Source organism: Pseudomonadota bacterium, assembly GCA_038533575.1.
Lineage (GTDB): Bacteria > Pseudomonadota > Alphaproteobacteria > Rhodobacterales > Rhodobacteraceae > Shimia_B.
Map to the genome: position 1 here is coordinate 1,636,764 of JBCAYL010000001.1, position 16,268 is coordinate 1,653,031.

The 16,268-nt window shown below is 67.2% G+C and carries 13 protein-coding genes; 1 reads left to right on the plus strand and 12 read right to left on the minus strand.

The window, feature by feature from the left end:
* The 10 genes from AAFM92_08305 to urtA form a co-directional block, all read right to left on the minus strand.
* Positions 1-1,734, minus strand: a complete 1,734-nt coding sequence (locus AAFM92_08305; GenBank protein MEL7300369.1) for an assimilatory sulfite reductase (NADPH) flavoprotein subunit — start codon at positions 1,732-1,734, stop codon at positions 1-3.
* A 4-nt stretch (positions 1,735-1,738) separates the two neighbouring features.
* The gene (locus AAFM92_08310; protein ID MEL7300370.1) at positions 1,739-2,467 is read right to left on the minus strand and encodes a phosphoadenylyl-sulfate reductase; all 729 of its coding nucleotides are present in this window, start codon (positions 2,465-2,467) and stop codon (positions 1,739-1,741) included.
* Between the two features lie 10 nt (positions 2,468-2,477).
* Positions 2,478-4,202, minus strand: a complete 1,725-nt coding sequence (cysI, locus tag AAFM92_08315) for an assimilatory sulfite reductase (NADPH) hemoprotein subunit (GenBank protein ID MEL7300371.1) — start codon at positions 4,200-4,202, stop codon at positions 2,478-2,480.
* Entirely contained in the window at positions 4,192-5,583 is a 1,392-nt protein-coding gene (gene cysG / locus AAFM92_08320; GenBank protein ID MEL7300372.1) for a siroheme synthase CysG, read from the minus strand. The genes cysI and cysG overlap by 11 nt, the downstream gene beginning before the upstream one ends.
* Before the next feature lie 171 nt (positions 5,584-5,754).
* Complete coding sequence (locus AAFM92_08325; GenBank protein MEL7300373.1) at positions 5,755-6,723, minus strand: ester cyclase; 969 nt, start codon at positions 6,721-6,723, stop codon at positions 5,755-5,757.
* A 39-nt stretch (positions 6,724-6,762) separates the two neighbouring features.
* Positions 6,763-7,482 carry an urea ABC transporter ATP-binding subunit UrtE gene (gene urtE / locus AAFM92_08330; protein ID MEL7300374.1) on the minus strand — a complete coding sequence of 240 codons (720 nt, stop codon included), beginning with the start codon at positions 7,480-7,482 and terminating at the stop codon, positions 6,763-6,765.
* The gene (urtD, locus tag AAFM92_08335) at positions 7,472-8,212 is read right to left on the minus strand and encodes an urea ABC transporter ATP-binding protein UrtD (GenBank protein MEL7300375.1); all 741 of its coding nucleotides are present in this window, start codon (positions 8,210-8,212) and stop codon (positions 7,472-7,474) included. Before urtD ends, urtE begins: the two co-directional genes overlap by 11 nt.
* A gap of 88 nt (positions 8,213-8,300) precedes the next feature.
* On the minus strand, positions 8,301-9,560 hold the full coding sequence (urtC, locus tag AAFM92_08340) for an urea ABC transporter permease subunit UrtC (protein MEL7300376.1): 1,260 nt from the start codon (positions 9,558-9,560) through the stop codon (positions 8,301-8,303).
* 87 nt (positions 9,561-9,647) lie between these two features.
* Positions 9,648-11,582 carry an urea ABC transporter permease subunit UrtB gene (gene urtB, locus AAFM92_08345; protein MEL7300377.1) on the minus strand — a complete coding sequence of 645 codons (1,935 nt, stop codon included), beginning with the start codon at positions 11,580-11,582 and terminating at the stop codon, positions 9,648-9,650.
* 97 nt (positions 11,583-11,679) lie between these two features.
* The gene (gene urtA / locus AAFM92_08350; protein ID MEL7300378.1) at positions 11,680-12,957 is read right to left on the minus strand and encodes an urea ABC transporter substrate-binding protein; all 1,278 of its coding nucleotides are present in this window, start codon (positions 12,955-12,957) and stop codon (positions 11,680-11,682) included.
* 436 nt (positions 12,958-13,393) lie between these two features.
* Between urtA and AAFM92_08355 the strand changes: the two genes are divergently transcribed.
* On the plus strand, positions 13,394-14,215 hold the full coding sequence (locus AAFM92_08355; GenBank protein MEL7300379.1) for a bifunctional allantoicase/(S)-ureidoglycine aminohydrolase: 822 nt from the start codon (positions 13,394-13,396) through the stop codon (positions 14,213-14,215).
* Here AAFM92_08355 and AAFM92_08360 read toward each other — a convergent pair.
* Together AAFM92_08360 and puuE are read right to left on the minus strand one after the other, a co-directional pair.
* Positions 14,212-14,703, minus strand: a complete 492-nt coding sequence (locus tag AAFM92_08360; protein ID MEL7300380.1) for an ureidoglycolate lyase — start codon at positions 14,701-14,703, stop codon at positions 14,212-14,214. The genes AAFM92_08355 and AAFM92_08360 overlap by 4 nt on opposite strands.
* A complete protein-coding gene (gene puuE / locus AAFM92_08365) occupies positions 14,700-16,112 on the minus strand; it encodes an allantoinase PuuE (GenBank protein ID MEL7300381.1) in 1,413 nt (470 codons plus the stop codon). Before puuE ends, AAFM92_08360 begins: the two co-directional genes overlap by 4 nt.
* Positions 16,113-16,268: the final 156 nt, after the last annotated feature.

Genomic DNA, 16,268 nt, shown 5'->3' on the forward strand with positions numbered 1-16,268 from the left:
TCAGTAGACGTCGCGCTGGTAACGGCCCGCATCGCGCAGCGCGCCGAGATACGCCTCCGCGTCTTCGCCGGCCTCGCGGAGCACTTCGGTCAGCGCGGTATGGACATCCCTCGCCATCCGCGCGGCATCCCCGCAGACGTAGAGATGCGCCCCGCGCGCCAGCCAGTCCACGATCTCCGCGCCCCGTTCGCGGATACGGTCCTGCACGTAAATCTTCTCCGGCTGATCACGGGAAAAGGCCACGTCGAACCGCGTCAGGAGCCCGTCTTTCCGCCAGCCCATGAGCTCCGTCTGGTAGAGGAAATCCTGCGTGAAATGCGGGTTGCCGAAGAAAAGCCAGTTCTCGCCCGTGGCCCCCGTCGCCTCGCGCTCCTGGAGGAACGCGCGAAACGGCGCGATGCCCGTGCCCGGCCCGATCATGATCACCGGCACGTCGGCCGCCGGAAGGCGAAATCCCTCGTTCTCCTCGACATAGATGCGCACCCGCTGCCCGGGTTCGATGCGGCGCCCCAGATGGCCTGACGCCCCGCCGAGATGGTCGCGGCCATGGGCCTCGTAGGCCACGACCGCCAGCGTCAGGTGCACCTCGTCCTCCACGTCCGCCTGAGACGAGGCGATTGAATAGAGCCGGGGCTGCATCTTGCGCAGGCAGGATGTGAGCGTGGGCGCGTCGATCTCCGCCGGGTGCTCGTGGAGGATGTCATAGATCTGGCGCGGCTCGAGATAGGCGCGCAGGGCGGCCTTGTCTTCGGCGAGCGCTGCCAGCTCTGCATTGCCCGTGGCCTCGGCATAGGCGGTGACGAAGCCCGGGTAGCTCTGGGTCAGCTCGTAATCCTCGATGAGCGCCTTGCGCAGCGCCGCGTCGGCGAGCCCGAGACACTCCAGCACCGCGTCCACGTCCGCGGGATCATTCTCGAAGTAGACGCCCAGCGCGTCTCCGGGCATGTATGTGAGGCCCGAGCCCTCGAGCGAAAACTCGATGTGGCGGACATCCTTCGAGGAGTCTCGACCCGTGATCTTCTGGACGGTGAGCACCTCCGCTTCGAAGGGCGACTTCTTGGAATAGGGCGCTTGCGGCGCGACGAGTGGCACCACATTCGAGGCGGGCGCGGCCGTCTCGAGGGTGGGTGCCAGCGTGTCGAGCGCTCCGGTGATCCAGGCCTCCGTATGATCCTCGTAATCCACGTCGAGCAGCACGCGCTCCACGGCCACATTGGCCCCCAGCGCAACGAGCCGCTCCTCGAAATCCACGGCCGTCTGGCAGAATTGCGCATAGGAGGTGTCCCCCAGCCCCATGACGGCGATCTGGGTGCCCGCGAGCTTCGGAGCCTTCCGGGAGGCGAGGAAATCGTAGAGCTTCTGCGCGCTTTCCGGTGGCTCCCCTTCGCCGTAAGTACTGACGACGATGGCGATATGGGTCTCGTCTTTGAGCCGCGCGGGCTTGTAGTCGGCCATGTTCACCAGCGCCGCGTTGAGCCCCCGCGCCTGGGCCACCTCGGCCAGCTCGGAGGCCACGTGCTTGGCATTGCCGGTCTGCGACCCGTAGAGCACGGTGAGGGTCGCGGGCTCGGCGGCCACCGGCAGCACGGGAGACGCGCCCCTGGCCGAGGCCGCCATGTAGCCCGAAACCCAGGCCTGCTGCATCGGATCGAGACCCCTCACGAGCGCCTCCATCGCAGCCATCTGATCGGCGCTGAGCGGGGCCATGGCACCGGGGATTTCTTTCAGAAACATGAGGTCAGCCTTCCGGGTGCAAGCCGCATTCCCGAAGCGCGCCGCCGAAACGGGTGGCCTCTTCGGTCATGCCGTCGGTGAGGGGTCTCGTGGTGTGGCGGTCGCCGATGCTCACGTAGCCTTCCTCCCAGAGCGGGTGGTAAGGGAGCCCGTGGGCGGTCAGGTAGCGGTGCACGTCGCGCGCGGACCAGTCGACGATGGGATGGACGCGGGCGCGGCCCCCGCTCACCTCCACGATCTCGCGCTGCGCACGGCTCTTCGATTGCTGGCGGCGCACGCCGGAATACCACGTGGCCGCGCCCAGATCCTGCAGAGCGCGCTCCATCGGCTCGACCTTGGTCATCCGGTTGTAGGCCCGAAGCCCCGCCTCGCCCTTGGTCCAGAGCTCGCCGTGGCGCGCCTCCTGCCATGCCGGGCTTTCCGCTGCGCGCGTCACTGTGAGGTTGAGCGAAAGACGCTCCGTGAGCGCATCGATGAACTGGTAGGTCTCCGCGAAGAGATAGCCGGTATCGACGAGCACCACCGGGATATCGGGCCTCTCCCGTGTCATCAGGTGCAGCATGACCGCGGCCTGCACGCCGAAGCTCGACGAGACGACATGGGCACCCGGCAAGGTGCCGAGGGCCCAGCGCACGCGCGCCTTCGCCGACATCGGGCGCAGGTACTCGTTCATCTCGTGGAGAATGAGCCGCTGCGATCCGGCGGAGAGCGTCAGGAGGGCGGATTGGGTCATGGATCGATCCTCACGCGTGGAAATCCGTCTTGGAGACTTTGACCTCGGCCACGATGCCGGCGCGGATGACGAAGTCGCCAAAGCCTTCCGTCCCGATGCGCTCGACGCTCCAGAGCCCGATGAGACGGTCGAGCTCGGCGAGGATGGTCGCGGCATCCTTGTTCTCCAAGTGCAGCTTGGGGATCCGCGTGCCCACGCGATTGCCGCCAAGGTAGAGGTTGTAGGTGCCCGGGCCCTTGCCGACGAGGCCGGCCTCGGCGAGCATCGCGCGTCCGCAGCCATTGGGGCAGCCTACGACGCGCAGCACGATCGGGTCGTCCGCGACTCCGTGGCGGGCCAGGATCGCATCCACGCCGGCCACGAGCTCCGGCAGGAAGCGCTCGGCCTCCGCCATGGCAAGCGGGCACGTGGGCAGCGCGACGCAGGCCATGGAATAGCGCAGCTGGGGCGTGTCGAGATCGCTCATGAGCCCGTGCTCCCGCGCGAGGGCCTCGATCTCCGCGCGATCCTCCGGGGCGACGCCCGCGATGATGAGGTTCTGGTTCGCCGTCATGCGGAAGCTCGCTACAGGATCGCGCCGCAGCCGCTCGGCGATCTTGCGGAGCCCCGTCTTCAGCTTGGCCTGCGGCAGGTCCTTGATGCGACCGGAGAGGATATAGAGCGTCAGGTGGTGCCGGCCGTCCACGCCCTCCACCCAGCCGAACCGGTCGCCACGGGAGGTGAACTCGTAGGGTCGCGAGGGCGCGAATGTCACCCCGGCTCGCTTTTCCACCTCGGCCTTGAAGGTTTCCGTCCCCACCCGGTCGAGTGTGTACTTCGTCTTCGCGTTCTTGCGGTTCACGCGGTTGCCCCAGTCGCGCTGGACGCTGACGACGTGCTCTGCCACCGCCAGCGTGTGCTCGAGCGGGATGAAGCCGAAATCGTCGGCCTTTCGCGGATAGGTGCCCGTGTCGCCGTGGGTCATCGCGAGCCCGCCGCCGACGAGGACGTTCCAGCCGACAAGCCTGCCGTCCTCCGCGATGGCCACGAAGTTGAGGTCATTGGCGTGGATGTCGACCTCGTTATTCGGCGGGATCGAGACGGTCGTCTTGAATTTGCGCGGCAGGTAAGTCTCGCCGAGGATCGGCTCTTCGGTCGTTTTCTGCTTTTCGCCGTCGAGCCAGATTTCCGCGTAGGCCTTGGTATTCGGCAAAAGGTGCTCGCTGATCCGCTTTGACCATTCGTAGGCCTCGGCGTGCAAGGCGCTCTCCACCGGGTTCGTGGTGCAGAGCACGTTGCGGTTCACGTCGCCCGCCGTCGCGATGGAGTCGATCCCGGCCGAATTGATGACCTTGTGCATGTCCTTGATGTGCGGCTTCAGCACCCCGTGGAACTGGAAGGTCTGCCGCGTCGTGAGGCGCACGGAGCCATACATCGTGTGCTCCTCGGCGAAGCGCTCGATCGTCAGCCATTGCTCGGGCATGATGATCCCGCCCGGCATCCGCGCGCGAAGCATCACGTTGTGGAGCGGTTCGAGCTTCTGCGCGGCGCGCTCTGCGCGAATGTCGCGGTCGTCCTGCTGGTACATCCCGTGGAAGCGGATGAGCTGGAAGTTGTCGGGCGTGAAGCCGCCGGTGAGCGGGTCTCGAAGGTCCTCCGCGATGGTGCCGCGCAGGTAATCCGACTGCGCCTTCATGCGCTCGTTGTCGGCGAGCGGGCCCTCGACGATCAGTGGCGTGTCCGGATTATCGCGCATGGCTGGCCTCCTTCGTGGCGGCGGGCTGGGGAAGCATCCGCGCAGCGACGGCGCGGGGCGCGAGGCCCGTGAAGAGGATCGCGGGCGCCTTCGCCTCGGTATGCTCGGGCAGCTCTGCCAGGGTCGTGGCCACGATGCGCTGATCGGCGCGCGACGCATTGAAGACGATGCTCACCGGAAGCGTGCCCCGTGCACCGTGCATCATCATCCGCCCCTGGATGAAGCGCGCGGCGTGGCGGCCCATGTAGATGGCAGCCACGCCGCCGGGCTCCGCGAGGCGTGCCCAGTCGTGATCGGCAAAGCCTTTGAGATCGTGCCCGGTGAGAAACTGGATGGCCGAGTTGCGCCCGCGCCGCGTGAGGCTCACACCCATGCTCGCGGCCGCAGCCACGGCGCTCGTGATACCGGGGACGATCGCGTACGGGATATCGCTGGCGTCGAGGGCGTCGATCTCCTCGTCGAGCCGCCCGAAGATGCCGCCATCGCCGGATTTCAGCCGGACGACGCGCGCCGTGGCTCCATGCCGGACGAGGAGCGCGTTGATGTCGTCCTGTGCCCAGGCGGGGCCAAAGCCCTTCTTGGCCACCGAGATGATCTCGGCCTCGCGCCGGGCGAGCTCGAGGATCTCCGGGGAGACGAGGCCGTCATGGATGACGACATCTGCGTCGTGCAGCGCCTTCCGCGCCTTCAGCGTCAAAAGCTCCGGATCGCCCGGCCCCGCGCCGACGAAAGCCACGTGGCCCTTCGCCTCCGCTTCGTTGACATGGCGGGTGAGCAGATCATGCAGCGCCGCCTCGATGGACCCCTGCGCCGCAGCTTGCGGCCCCACGTCAAAATAGTACTCCGACCAGAAGGCCCGGCGGCGCGGCCCTTGCGGAATGATCTCGGCGGCGTCGCGGAAATGCTGGCCCGCGCGGGCAAGCGGGCCCGTGGCGGAGGGGAGCATCTCCTCCAACTCGGCCTTGATCTTGCGGGCGAGCACCGGTGCCGCGCCCTCGGTGCCCACGGCCACGGTGACCGGGTCCCGGTCGACGATGGCGGGCGTGATGAAGTCGGAGGCTTCGAGATTGTCCACGACCAGCGTCTTGACCCCCGCGCGGCGGCCGAGCTCGGCCGTCTCGAGATCGGCCCACTCATCGTCCTGAGCAGCATAGAGAAGCAGCGCGCCCTGTACCTCGCCGAGCGCCGGCAGGCGGCGGTAGAGCGTCAGACGGCCCGCCTCGGCCCAGCTCTCCACAAGCGCCTCGGGCGCCGGTGCGAAGACATGGATCGCCGCCTCGGTCTTCATCAGGAGACGGAGCTTCGCGGCGGCGCAGGCACCACCGCCCACCACCACGATGCGCGCATCCCGGGTGTCGACGAAAATGGGAAAGTGGCGCATGGCGTGCTCCAAACCGCTGATGATGCGGCTGAAAATGGAACAATCTTACTGGAACGGAAAGCGATGCGGGCCAATTAGGGAACATCGTCCCAAATGACTGTCAGCGTGGTACGGGGGTCTTCCGGCGGTCCGCTGGCTGGAACGGCGTTCCGCACCGCCGCCGGCTGTCCATCATAGCTCGCCCGTGTGAAGCAGGATCTGCTTCCAGATGGCGGTGTCGTCCACCAGCGTCCATTCCCGGCGCAGGCGCATCTCGCCGCCGCTGAGCGCGCCGAATTCGGCGTGACTGATCCCCATGACGTGGACCGGCGCGCCCGTCGGCCGCCCGTAGCGCCCCCAGCCCGAATGGGTGCCCGTGAGGCTCCAGCGCAAGGCAGACCGGGGCGGCATGCCGGGATCATCACGTCCGATGACGTGGTGGATCTCAAAGGCTGCATCGGGGAAGGCGCTCCGCAACCCGAGCCAGAAGGCATCGGCGGCTGCGATGCCCACATCCTCCATGCCGCCCGGCTTCGCGATCCAGCAGGCGCGGTCGTAGCGGTCGCGGATCACGGCGAGGTTCCCCGCCATGATCTCGGTCAGAAGGCTCGCGTGGTGCGCGCCGAGGGGGTCGTCGTTCCCTGTCCCGGCATAGGGCCCCACGACGTCGCGCGCGGGCGTAAAGGGCGGCACGCAGCTCTCCGGCCCCCCCTCCTGCACGATGAGCTGGCGGGCATAATCCTCCGCCGACAGTCCGAGCTGCGTGGCGATGGCGCCTTGGTCCCGCACGAGCCATTCATCGTCGATCTGGCCGTCGGCGCGGAGGTGGCAGTCGGCGAGGATGCGGTAGCGGAGCTGCCGCCCCGTGGGCGCGCCATAGGCCCCTTCACGCGCGTGGGTGGCAGTGCAAATGAGCCGGTGGGACGAGAGGGCGGCCCCGTTCGGGGCCGCGCACCAGATCACATCCTCGCCGTAGAGCTGCCTGTCCGGAAACTCGTGCAGCGTGGCAAGCGTCGCCGCGATGACGCCTTGGTTGCCCACGACGATGGAGGCGGGAGAGCGCACGACGATACCGGGCGCGTAGTGCCGTGTGAGCGTGGCGACGCCGCGGTCTTCCCAGATTTCCCTGGTGACGGCGAGAATGGTGGCGGGGACGTCCATGGGCGCACGTTCTTCCGCGCGCGCGCCCATGTAAAGCGGCTAGACGGAGACGGCGGCGAGAAGCGCCGCGCGTTCGATCTCAGCCTTCTTGCCCGCGAGCTTCACGGCGCCCCGCTCCAGCACGACGAAGCGGTCTCCCAGCCGGTAGGCGAAGTCGAAATACTGCTCCACGAGGATGATGGCCATGTCACCCCTCTCTCGCAGGGTGGAAATGACCTCCCCGATCTGCGCGATGATGTTGGGCTGGATACCCTCGGTGGGCTCGTCGAGCAGCAGAAGGCGCGGTCGCGTGATGAGCGCGCGCGCGATGGCCAGTTGCTGCTGTTGCCCGCCCGAGAGGTCCCCGCCGCGGCGGCCGAGGAAGTCCTTTAGGATCGGGAAGAGCTCGAAGATCGCCTCCGGGATGCGATGCTCGGATCGCGGCAGGCAGGCAAAGCCCGTCTCGAGATTTTCGCGCACAGTGAGAAACGGGAAGATCTCGCGCCCCTGCGGGACATAGGCCACGCCGTCCTTGGCCAGCCCATGGGCCGTGGCGCGTCCGATCTCCTTCCCGTCCAGCCGATACGACCCGCCGGAGCGCGCGTGACTGCCGGAAAGGGCCTTCAGGAGCGAGGTCTTGCCTACGCCGTTCGTGCCCATCACGCAGGTCACCTCCCCCAGCCGCGCCTCGAGCGAGACACCGTTGAGGATCTGGCTGCCGCCGTAGTGGAGCGTGAGGCCGCTGGCCTCGGCGAAGGCGGTGTCGAGGCTACCGTCCAAGATACACCTCTATGACCTTCTCGTTGGCCGTCACATGATCGAGCGAGCCCTCGGCGAGCACAGCGCCTTCATGGAGCACCGTCACCTTGCAGTTCAGCCGCCGGACGAACTCCATGTCATGCTCGACGACGACGACCGCGCGCGTCTTGGCGGCATTCACCAGAAGCTCTGTCGTGTGCTCCCGCTCGGCGGGGGTCATCCCCGCGGCCGGCTCGTCCACCAGCAGGAGCTTCGGGTCCTGCGCGAGGAGCATCCCGATCTCGAGCCACTGCTTTTGCCCGTGGGAGAGTTCGCCCGCCTTGCGGTGGATGGCGGGCGCGAGCCCGATCTCTTCCGCGAGCTCCGCTACGCGCGCCTCGTCTGCCGCCGAGGGGCGGAAGCGGAGGACGGCGAAGGGGCCGCGCGCCTTTTTCAGCGCGAGGAAGAGATTGGCGGAGACGGTCTGATCCTCGAACACGGTGGGCCGCTGGAATTTGCGCCCCACGCCCTCCTGCGCGATGCGGCTCTCGGAGAGCTTGAGGAGCGACAGGGATTTCTCCCCCCAGAGGACGCTGCCGGCGTCGGGCCTCGTCTTGCCGGTGATGATGTCCATGAAGGTCGTCTTGCCCGCCCCATTGGGCCCGATGACCGCGCGCAGCTCCGCCGCGCCGATGTTGAAGGAAAGGTTGTTGATGGCCTTGAACCCGTCAAAGGAGACGGAAACGCCGTTGACCTCAAGGAGCTGGCTCATCCCTGCCTCGCCCGTCCCGGGCGCGACCCGGGACCTCTATTTTCAGCCATGGGGCCCCGGGTCAGCCCCGGGGCGTGAAGCGCGAGGGTCACGTGTCGGCCTCCTTCTCGCGGAGTGCGCTCTGGTCGGGGCCGAGATCGGCGCCGTGGCGATCGGGGCTCTTCCTCTCTACGAGGAGGTCTATGAGGCCGCCGATGCCCTTGGGCGCGAAGAGCGTGACCGCGACAAAGGAGAGGCCGAGCAGCACGGTCCACCAGTTCACCCATTCGATGGTGTAGAACCCGAGGTTGATGTCGGGCGCCTGCCCGCCCGTGAACCAGGTGGAGAGGAGCGAGACGAAGGCCGCGCCGATGACGGCACCGTAAAGCCGGCCCCGGCCGCCGATGGCCACCCAGACCGCGAGGTAGATCGATGCGATGGGTGCGATCTCTGCCGGGTTGATGATCCCGGCCTGCGGGTAGTAGAGCGCGCCGGCGACGCCGGCGAGCATGGCAGTGACTGTAAAGATGAAGAGCTTGTAGCCTTCCACCGAGTAGCCGAGGAAGCGCACGCGCGCCTCGTCGTCCCGGATCGCCCGCAGGACGGAGCCGAAGGCCCCCGAGACGATCCAGGTGCTCAAGAGATAGCCCGCGCCCAGTGCCAGCGCCGAGCCCCAGAAGAACCAGATCGACACCGTCGCCTGTGGGACCTGATCGAGCCCCGGCAGGTTCTGCAGGCCCGAAAGGCCGTTGTTGCCGCGCAGGCCGCTGTCGTTCTGGAAGAGGTAAAGCGAGAGCGCGAGCGTCATGGCCTGGGTGAGGATCGACAGGTAGACGCCGGTGACCCGGCTCCGGAAGGCAAGCCAGCCGAAAACGAGCGCGAGAAGCCCCGGGACGAGGACGACGAAGGCCAGTTGCAGCGGGAAGGAATGGGCGAAGGCCCAGATCGGCGGAAACTCTGAAGCGCCCACAACGCCGAAAATCTGCGTGGCGATCCCATCGGAGATCTCCTGCGGCGTGGGCGGAAGCGGTGCGGCGGCCAAGCTCTCGCGCACGATGATCTCCGTACGCGCATACATGAGCCACATGCCGATGGCGTAGCCGCCGATCCCGAAGAACGCCATGTGCCCGAGCGAGAGAATGCCCGTGTAGCCCCAGACGAGATCCATCGCGAGGGCCACGAGGCAGAGGCAAAGCGTCTTGCCCAGCGTCTTGACGAAGGACGTCGAGATGACGCCGATACCGGACCCCTCGGCCAGAACGGTGACAGCGACCGTGAAGAGGCCCAGAAGCGCCAAAAAGATCAGCAGGGAGGGGTGGCGGGCCACGAAGGGCCTCCGGCGCGGCAGCCCGAGTGCAACGTCAGACATGGCGCACCTGCCCCGCCGCGGTGTGAAGACTTTTCCCAAAAGTCTTGGCAAATTCCTTTCCAAGGAATTTGGGAGCGGCGGCGCGCCTCATGCCTCTGCCGCCCGGCCCTTGAGCGGGATGATCCCGCGGGGCCTGAACTGGATGAAGAGGATGATGAAAAGGATCATGTAGGTCTGCGCAGCCAGCGTGTTCGACGGGTTGAGCCACTCGATCCCCTTTTGCAGCGTGCCCACCATCGTGGCGCCCAGCAGCGTACCCCATATGTTGCCCACGCCGCCCACGACGACGGTCATGAAGCTTTGGACGATGTAGTCGGCGCCCATCTCGGAGGTGACTTTCGCGTAGAGCCCGATGGCGACGCCCGCGATGCCCGCGATGCCCGAGCCGAAGCCGAAGGTGAGCATGTTGATGCGGTCCGGGTTGATGCCCATGGAGGCGGCCATGCGCGGGTTTTGCGTGACGGCGCGCACTTCGAGGCCGAGCCGCGTGCGGTTCATCACGAAGAGGAAGAGCGCGAGGAACAGCAGCGCCAGTACGAAGATCGCGATGCGAATGTAGCTGATCGAGACGACGTCGTTGAGCACCCAGCTCCCGTCGAGCCAGCCCGGCGCGGTGAGCGGCCGCGCCTGGGTGCCAAAGATGTTCTTGGCGAGCTGTTGCAGCGCGATGGAGATGCCAAAGGTGGCAAGCAGCGTCTCGAGCGGGCGGTGATAGAGCCAGCGGATCACCAGGCGTTCCATGGCCACGCCCGCGCCGAAGGTGACGGCAAAGGCCAGCGGGATCGCCACGAGGATCGAGAGCGTGTAATCGGGCACGAAGAGCTGCACGACGTAGCCGGTATAGGCCCCCATCATGATGAACTCCCCATGGGCCATGTTGATGACCCCCATCACGCCGAAGGTGATGGCGAGCCCGATGGCCGCGAGGAAATAGATCGAGGCGAGCGAGAGCGCGTCGAGCCCGAGATCGAGCCCCTGGTTGAGCGCCACCTTCGTCTCGATGCCCGCAAGGACGCGCTCGGCGGCCTCGGCCACCTCGAGTGGCGCTCCGATGAAGCTCTCGTAGAAAACGAAAGAGCGCAGGAGGCTCTCGGCCTCTGCGTCGGTGATCAGCGCGTCGGCGAGCCCGGCCTCCACGAGGCGCGCATAGGTGGCGGCGCGGGCGTCGTCGGTGTCGAGGCTCGCGACGGCGATCCCCTGGACAGCGCCGTCGTCGATATTGGCTATGAGCGCGTCGCGGATCGCGTCCGCCCCCGGGCGCGCGGGCGCGAGGCCCTCGGCCACGAGGCGCGCATAGGCGTCCGCTTCCGAGATGTCGCGGCCGAGCACAAGCGGCGTGGCGTCCGTGCTCTCGGCGACGTCGAGGCGCGTCTCCACGAGCGGATTGAGCGCGGCGCGCACGTCCACGGCAAGATCGCCGGCAAAGCTCTCGATGGCCGCGATCCGGGCCGTGTCATCCTCGTCGAAGGCGATGGTGAGGAGCCGTTCCAGCCGGTCCATCCGCGCGGCAAGCGCCGGGTCTTCCTCGCTGTCCTTCACTGCCCGAAGCGCGCCCAGATGCGAGGCCTCCGCGTTGCGCTCGATCGCATCGAGCGCGTCCCGGCGCGCGGCCATCTCCGGATCGCGCAGCTGGAACTGCACGAGCGCCGCCCCGATCAGGCCGCGGATCCCCGAATTTGGCTTCAATTGCTTGTAGTCGCCCTTGGGCGCGGTGCCGATTTCGGCGCCTCCGGCCACGTCGAAAAGCACGAGCGTCCGGTCGGGCCCCTCCTCGGCGAAGACGAAGAGGCCTGTCTCCTCCTCAAACCACATCTCCCGCGCCTGCCAGCGCTCGAGCACCACGCGCGCGTCACCGAGGTCGCTTTCGGCAAGCGCGTCGATGGCGGGCTGGATCGTGCGGCGGGAGCTCTTCTGGATGATCTCGCCGTGCTCTTGGAGCACCGTCTGGATCGGCGCGTCCATGTCTTGCGCAGAGGCCGTCCCGGCCCAGAGCAGGGCGATGATCAGGAAACGTCGCAGCATGGGATCCTCGGCAGCACGGTGCGTTGCACACGCACCCTACGGGTCAGGTCGGGACGGCAAGCGCCCCGACCACAGGTGGGGTCTGACCCCACCAGGCTCAGTAGTTGGACTGGATCTGCACGCAGGTCTCGGTCTCGGTATTGAACATCCCGCACCCGAGCTCCTGCCAGTCGGAGACGAGAACCGCGCTCTCGGGCAGGTAGTCCGTCCAGGCATCGCCGGGGACGACATCGGTCTCGGAGATGATGTCGAACTGGCCGTCCTCCTGGATTTCGCCGATGAGCACGGGCTTGGCGAGGTGATGGTTGGGAAGCATCACGGCCGTCCCGCCGGTCAGGTTCGGGAATTCCTGCCCGTACATGGCCGCGCGCACGGCATCGACATCGGTCGTGCCAGCCTCGGTGACGGCGTTCACCCACATGTTGAAGCCGATGTAATGCGCCTCCATGGGATCGTTCGTCACCCGCTCTTCGCCCATGCGCTCCTTCCAAGAGGCGACCCACTCTTCGTTGGCCTCGGTGTCGGCGGACTGAAAATAGTTCCACGCCGCGAGGTGACCGACGAGGTTCGTCGTGTCGAGGCCGGAGAGCTCTTCCTCACCCACCGAGAACGCGACGACGGGGATGTCGTCGGCAGAGATGCCCGCGGCCGCCAGCTCCTTGTAGAAGCCGATATTGGCGTCGCCATTGATGGTCGAGATCACGCCCACCTTCTTGCCGTCCGCGCCCAGCGCCACGACGTCGGCCACGATGGAGGACCAGTCGGAATGCCCGAAGGGCGTGTAGTTCACGAAGATGTCTTCGCTCGCGATCCCGTTGTCCTGCAGATAGGCCTCGAGGATGTTGTTCGTCGTGCGCGGATAGACGTAGTCGGTGCCGAGCAGCGCGAACTTCTCCACCTCGAGCTCTTCAAGGAAGTAGTCGGTGGCCGGGATCGCCTGCTGGTTGGGCGCCGCGCCGGTGTAGAAGACGTTCTTGGAGCTCTCCTCGCCCTCGTACTGCACGGGGTAGAAGAGGAGGCCGTTGAGTTCCTCGATCACGGGCAGCACGGACTTCCGGCTCACCGAAGTCCAGTTGCCGAAGATCACGTCGACATCGTGCACCGTGAGCAGCTCACGCGCCTTTTCAGCAAAGAGCGGCCAGTCAGAGGCCGGGTCCACCACGACCGCCTCGATCTGGCAGTCGAGCACGCCGCCCTGCTCGTTCTGGATCTCGATGAGCATTTCCATCGTGTCCTTGAGCGTCGTCTCCGAGATCGCCATCGTGCCGGACAGCGAGTGCAGCACGCCCACCTTCACCGGGTCATCGCAGGCATAGGCCGCGCCCGCGCTCAAAAGCAGCGCGGCAGCGGTCGTGCTCATAAGAGATTTGTTCATGAATTTCTCTCCTTTGCGCGTGGAGAGGCTTGAGCAATCAACAGTCATCGCCCACATACCGCTCACGCAGATTGTTGCGTCGTGCGAAGGTGTTCAGTTTCCTAGGCCGAGGCCTTCGCACGCTCATTGTCTGTCGGCTTGGGTCTCCCCCCGTGGGCCGCGCGCCTTGTTTGCGAGCCCGATTGCGTCGATTGAAGTCAATTCAGCGGCGTTTCGCGAAAAGGCCGGCCCGTCCGCACAATTTTTCGCCGGGAACCTAGCATTCGCTCAAAACGTGTGCGCTCAACAATTCCCAAGCGCGCGCAAGGCTTCTTCGTCCTGCCCAAGGAATGAGCAGCGCGCCCGGCGCGCCCATGCCATGTCAGCGCCGAGGAATCGCTCTGGCCCGCCTGCGCGGGGCGAGGCATGGTGCATGCAGGGGAAGAAGAGGACAGCGATGACAGCCAACTACTACGCGCCGCAGGGCGGGCATCCGGGGCAGGAAGAGCTGCTGACCGGGCGTGCGGTCTTCACCGAAGCCTATGCCGTCATCCCGCGCGGGACGATGCGGGACATCGTGACAAGCGCCCTGCCCCATTGGGAGGCCACGCGCGCCTGGGTGCTGGCGCGGCCCCTCTCGGGCTTTGCCGAGACCTTCTCGCAATCGATCCTCGAAGTGGCGCCGGGCGGGGGCTCCGCGCGCCCCGAGCTCGATCCGGGCGCGGAGGCGGTGCTCTTCGTGCTCGGGGGCGAGGGCCAGCTGACGCTCGACGGCACGGACCACGCGCTCGGCGCGGGCAGCTATGCCTACCTGCCGCCGGGCGCGGACTGGGCGCTGCAGAACACGGGCGACGCGGCGCTCAGCTTTCACTGGATCCGAAAGCTCTACGAGGCGGTCGACGGGATCGACGCGCCCGAGGGCTTTGTCACCTCGGACGCCGCCGTCACACCCACGCCCATGCCGGGGACGGAGGGCCGCTGGGCCACCTCCCGCTTCGTGGAGCCGGGCGACCTGCGCCATGACATGCACGTCAATATCGTCACCTTCGCGCCGGGCGCCGTGATCCCTTTCGCGGAGACGCACGTGATGGAGCACGGGCTCTACGTGCTCGAGGGCAAGGCCGTCTACCGGCTCAATCAGGATTGGGTCGAGGTGGAGGCGGGCGATTTCCTCTGGCTCCGTGCCTTCTGCCCGCAGGCCTGCTATGCTGGGGGCCCCGGGAATTTCCGCTATCTGCTCTACAAGGACGTCAACCGTCACCCGCGGCTGAGGCCCTAGGCCACAGTGTAAGGCGTCTCGAACCAGTGCTCTTCAAGATTGGCGCCCGGTCCGATCCGGTCGATCACCGCGAAAAGCCCCGGCGCCGCGAGCGGTGTCAGGACCCCGTGCCACGTCCCGCGGTGAAAGTTGATCGCCTGCCCGGGCGCGGTGCGGAACGCGCGCGGCGCGCCGGGTCGGCCCGCATCATCGGGGGCCACGACGACGAGAAACGCATCCATGCTCATCGGCACGAAGCACTGGCTGCCCGCGGGATGCCGCTCCACCATCTCGAGCGTGAGCGGCAGCGCGCGCGGCTCCGCCTGAAAGAGGCTCACCCCGGCCCGCCCGTCGCTGAAATCGAGCGCGGCGCGATCATGGAAGCGCCCACAGAGACCCTGGTTGATGATCTTGTCCGGCGCGCCCGAGGTGTCGAGCACGTCGCCGAAGTGGGCGAAGGCCTCCGCCGTCAGCGGCTCGATCGCGATCGTGCTCCCCGGCGCGCTCACGGGCCCAGCTTCTCGATGAGACGCAACTCGGCGATGCGCTCCACCTGACGGCAGGCCCCCGCGAATTCGGTCTCCGCATCATTGGCTAGGCGCCGCTCGAAGGCATCGAGGATGCTGGCCTTGGTGTTGTCCTTCACGGCGATGATGAACGGGAAGCCGAACTTCTCCACGTAGTCCGCATTGAGCCCGGTGAACGCGGCCCGCTCGGCATCGGTGAGCATGTCGAGCCCCGCGCTCGCCTGCTCGGCGGTGCTGTCGGCGGTGAGGCGGCCCGCGGCGGCGAGCTTGCCCGCGAGATCGGGATGCGCCCGGAGGACGCCGAGGCGCTTTTCGTCGCCCGCCGTGCGGAAGGCCCGCGCAAGGGCAGAATGCACGCCCGCGGCGCTGTCATGGGCCGGCCCCAGCTCCAGACGGTGCGCCCGCTCGGCAATCCAGGGACTATGCTCGAAGATCCCTCCAAAGGCGTCGACGAAGGCCTCGCGGCTCATCTCGGACGGGCGCACGCGCGTCACAGGCGGGTGTGTCCGCGCCCAGTGCTCCGCGATCTCGAGCCTCGTGGCGAACCAGACGCCTTCATGGCCCTCCATGTATTCGATCGCCCGCTTGAGCGCCGCTGCCCGCGAGGGTCGCCCGATGATGCGGCAGTGGAGCCCGATCGAGAGCATCTTCGGCGCGCCTGCCGTGCCTTCGGCGTAGAGAAGATCAAACGCGTCCCGGATCGTCGCCTCGAACTGGCGCGCCTCGGTGTAGCCCGCCTGGATGGCAAAGCGCATGTCGTTGACATCCATCGTGTAGGGCACGACGAGCTGATCGCGTGCGCCGTATCGCACCCAGTAGGGCAGATCGTCGGCGTAGCTGTCCGCGACATAGGCGAACTGCCCCGTCTCCGCCACGAGGCGCTCGGTGTTCATGGAGCAGCGCCCGGTATACCAGCCCCGGGGCGGCGCGCCGGTGACCTCCGCGTGCAATCGTATCGCCTCGGCAATCTGGGCGCGCTCTTCTTCCTCGCCCATGTCGCGGTGCTCGATCCATTTGAGACCGTGGCTCGCGATCTCCCAGCCGGAGGTCTGCATTGCGCGCACCTGTTCGGGCGCCCGCGCAAGCGCTGTCGCCACGCCGTAGACCGTCACCGGGAGATGCCCGAGCAGGCGGTGCACCCGCCAGAAGCCCGCCCGCGCGCCGTATTCGTAGAGCGACTCCATGTTCCAGTGGCGCTGCCCGGGCCAGGGCTGTGCGCCCGTGATCTCGGAAAGGAACGCCTCGGAGGCCGCATCCCCGTGGAGGATATTGTTCTCGCCGCCCTCTTCGTAGTTCAGCACGATCTGCACGGCGATCTTCGCACCGCCGGGCCAGGCCGGATCAGGGGGCGTGGCGCCGTGGCCGGCCATGTCGCGGGGATAGCGCTGCATCGGGGCTCCATCGTCTGTGGCGCCGCGTGGCGGGCGCGGCTCCATCGCAGCTAACCCGCTTTGCCCCGGCATTTGAAGCGCCCATGCCGCGATTTCCGGCTTGCCACGCCCGGGGCGGCGCAGGATGCTCCCGCGACTGACCAGATGAAAGGCCCG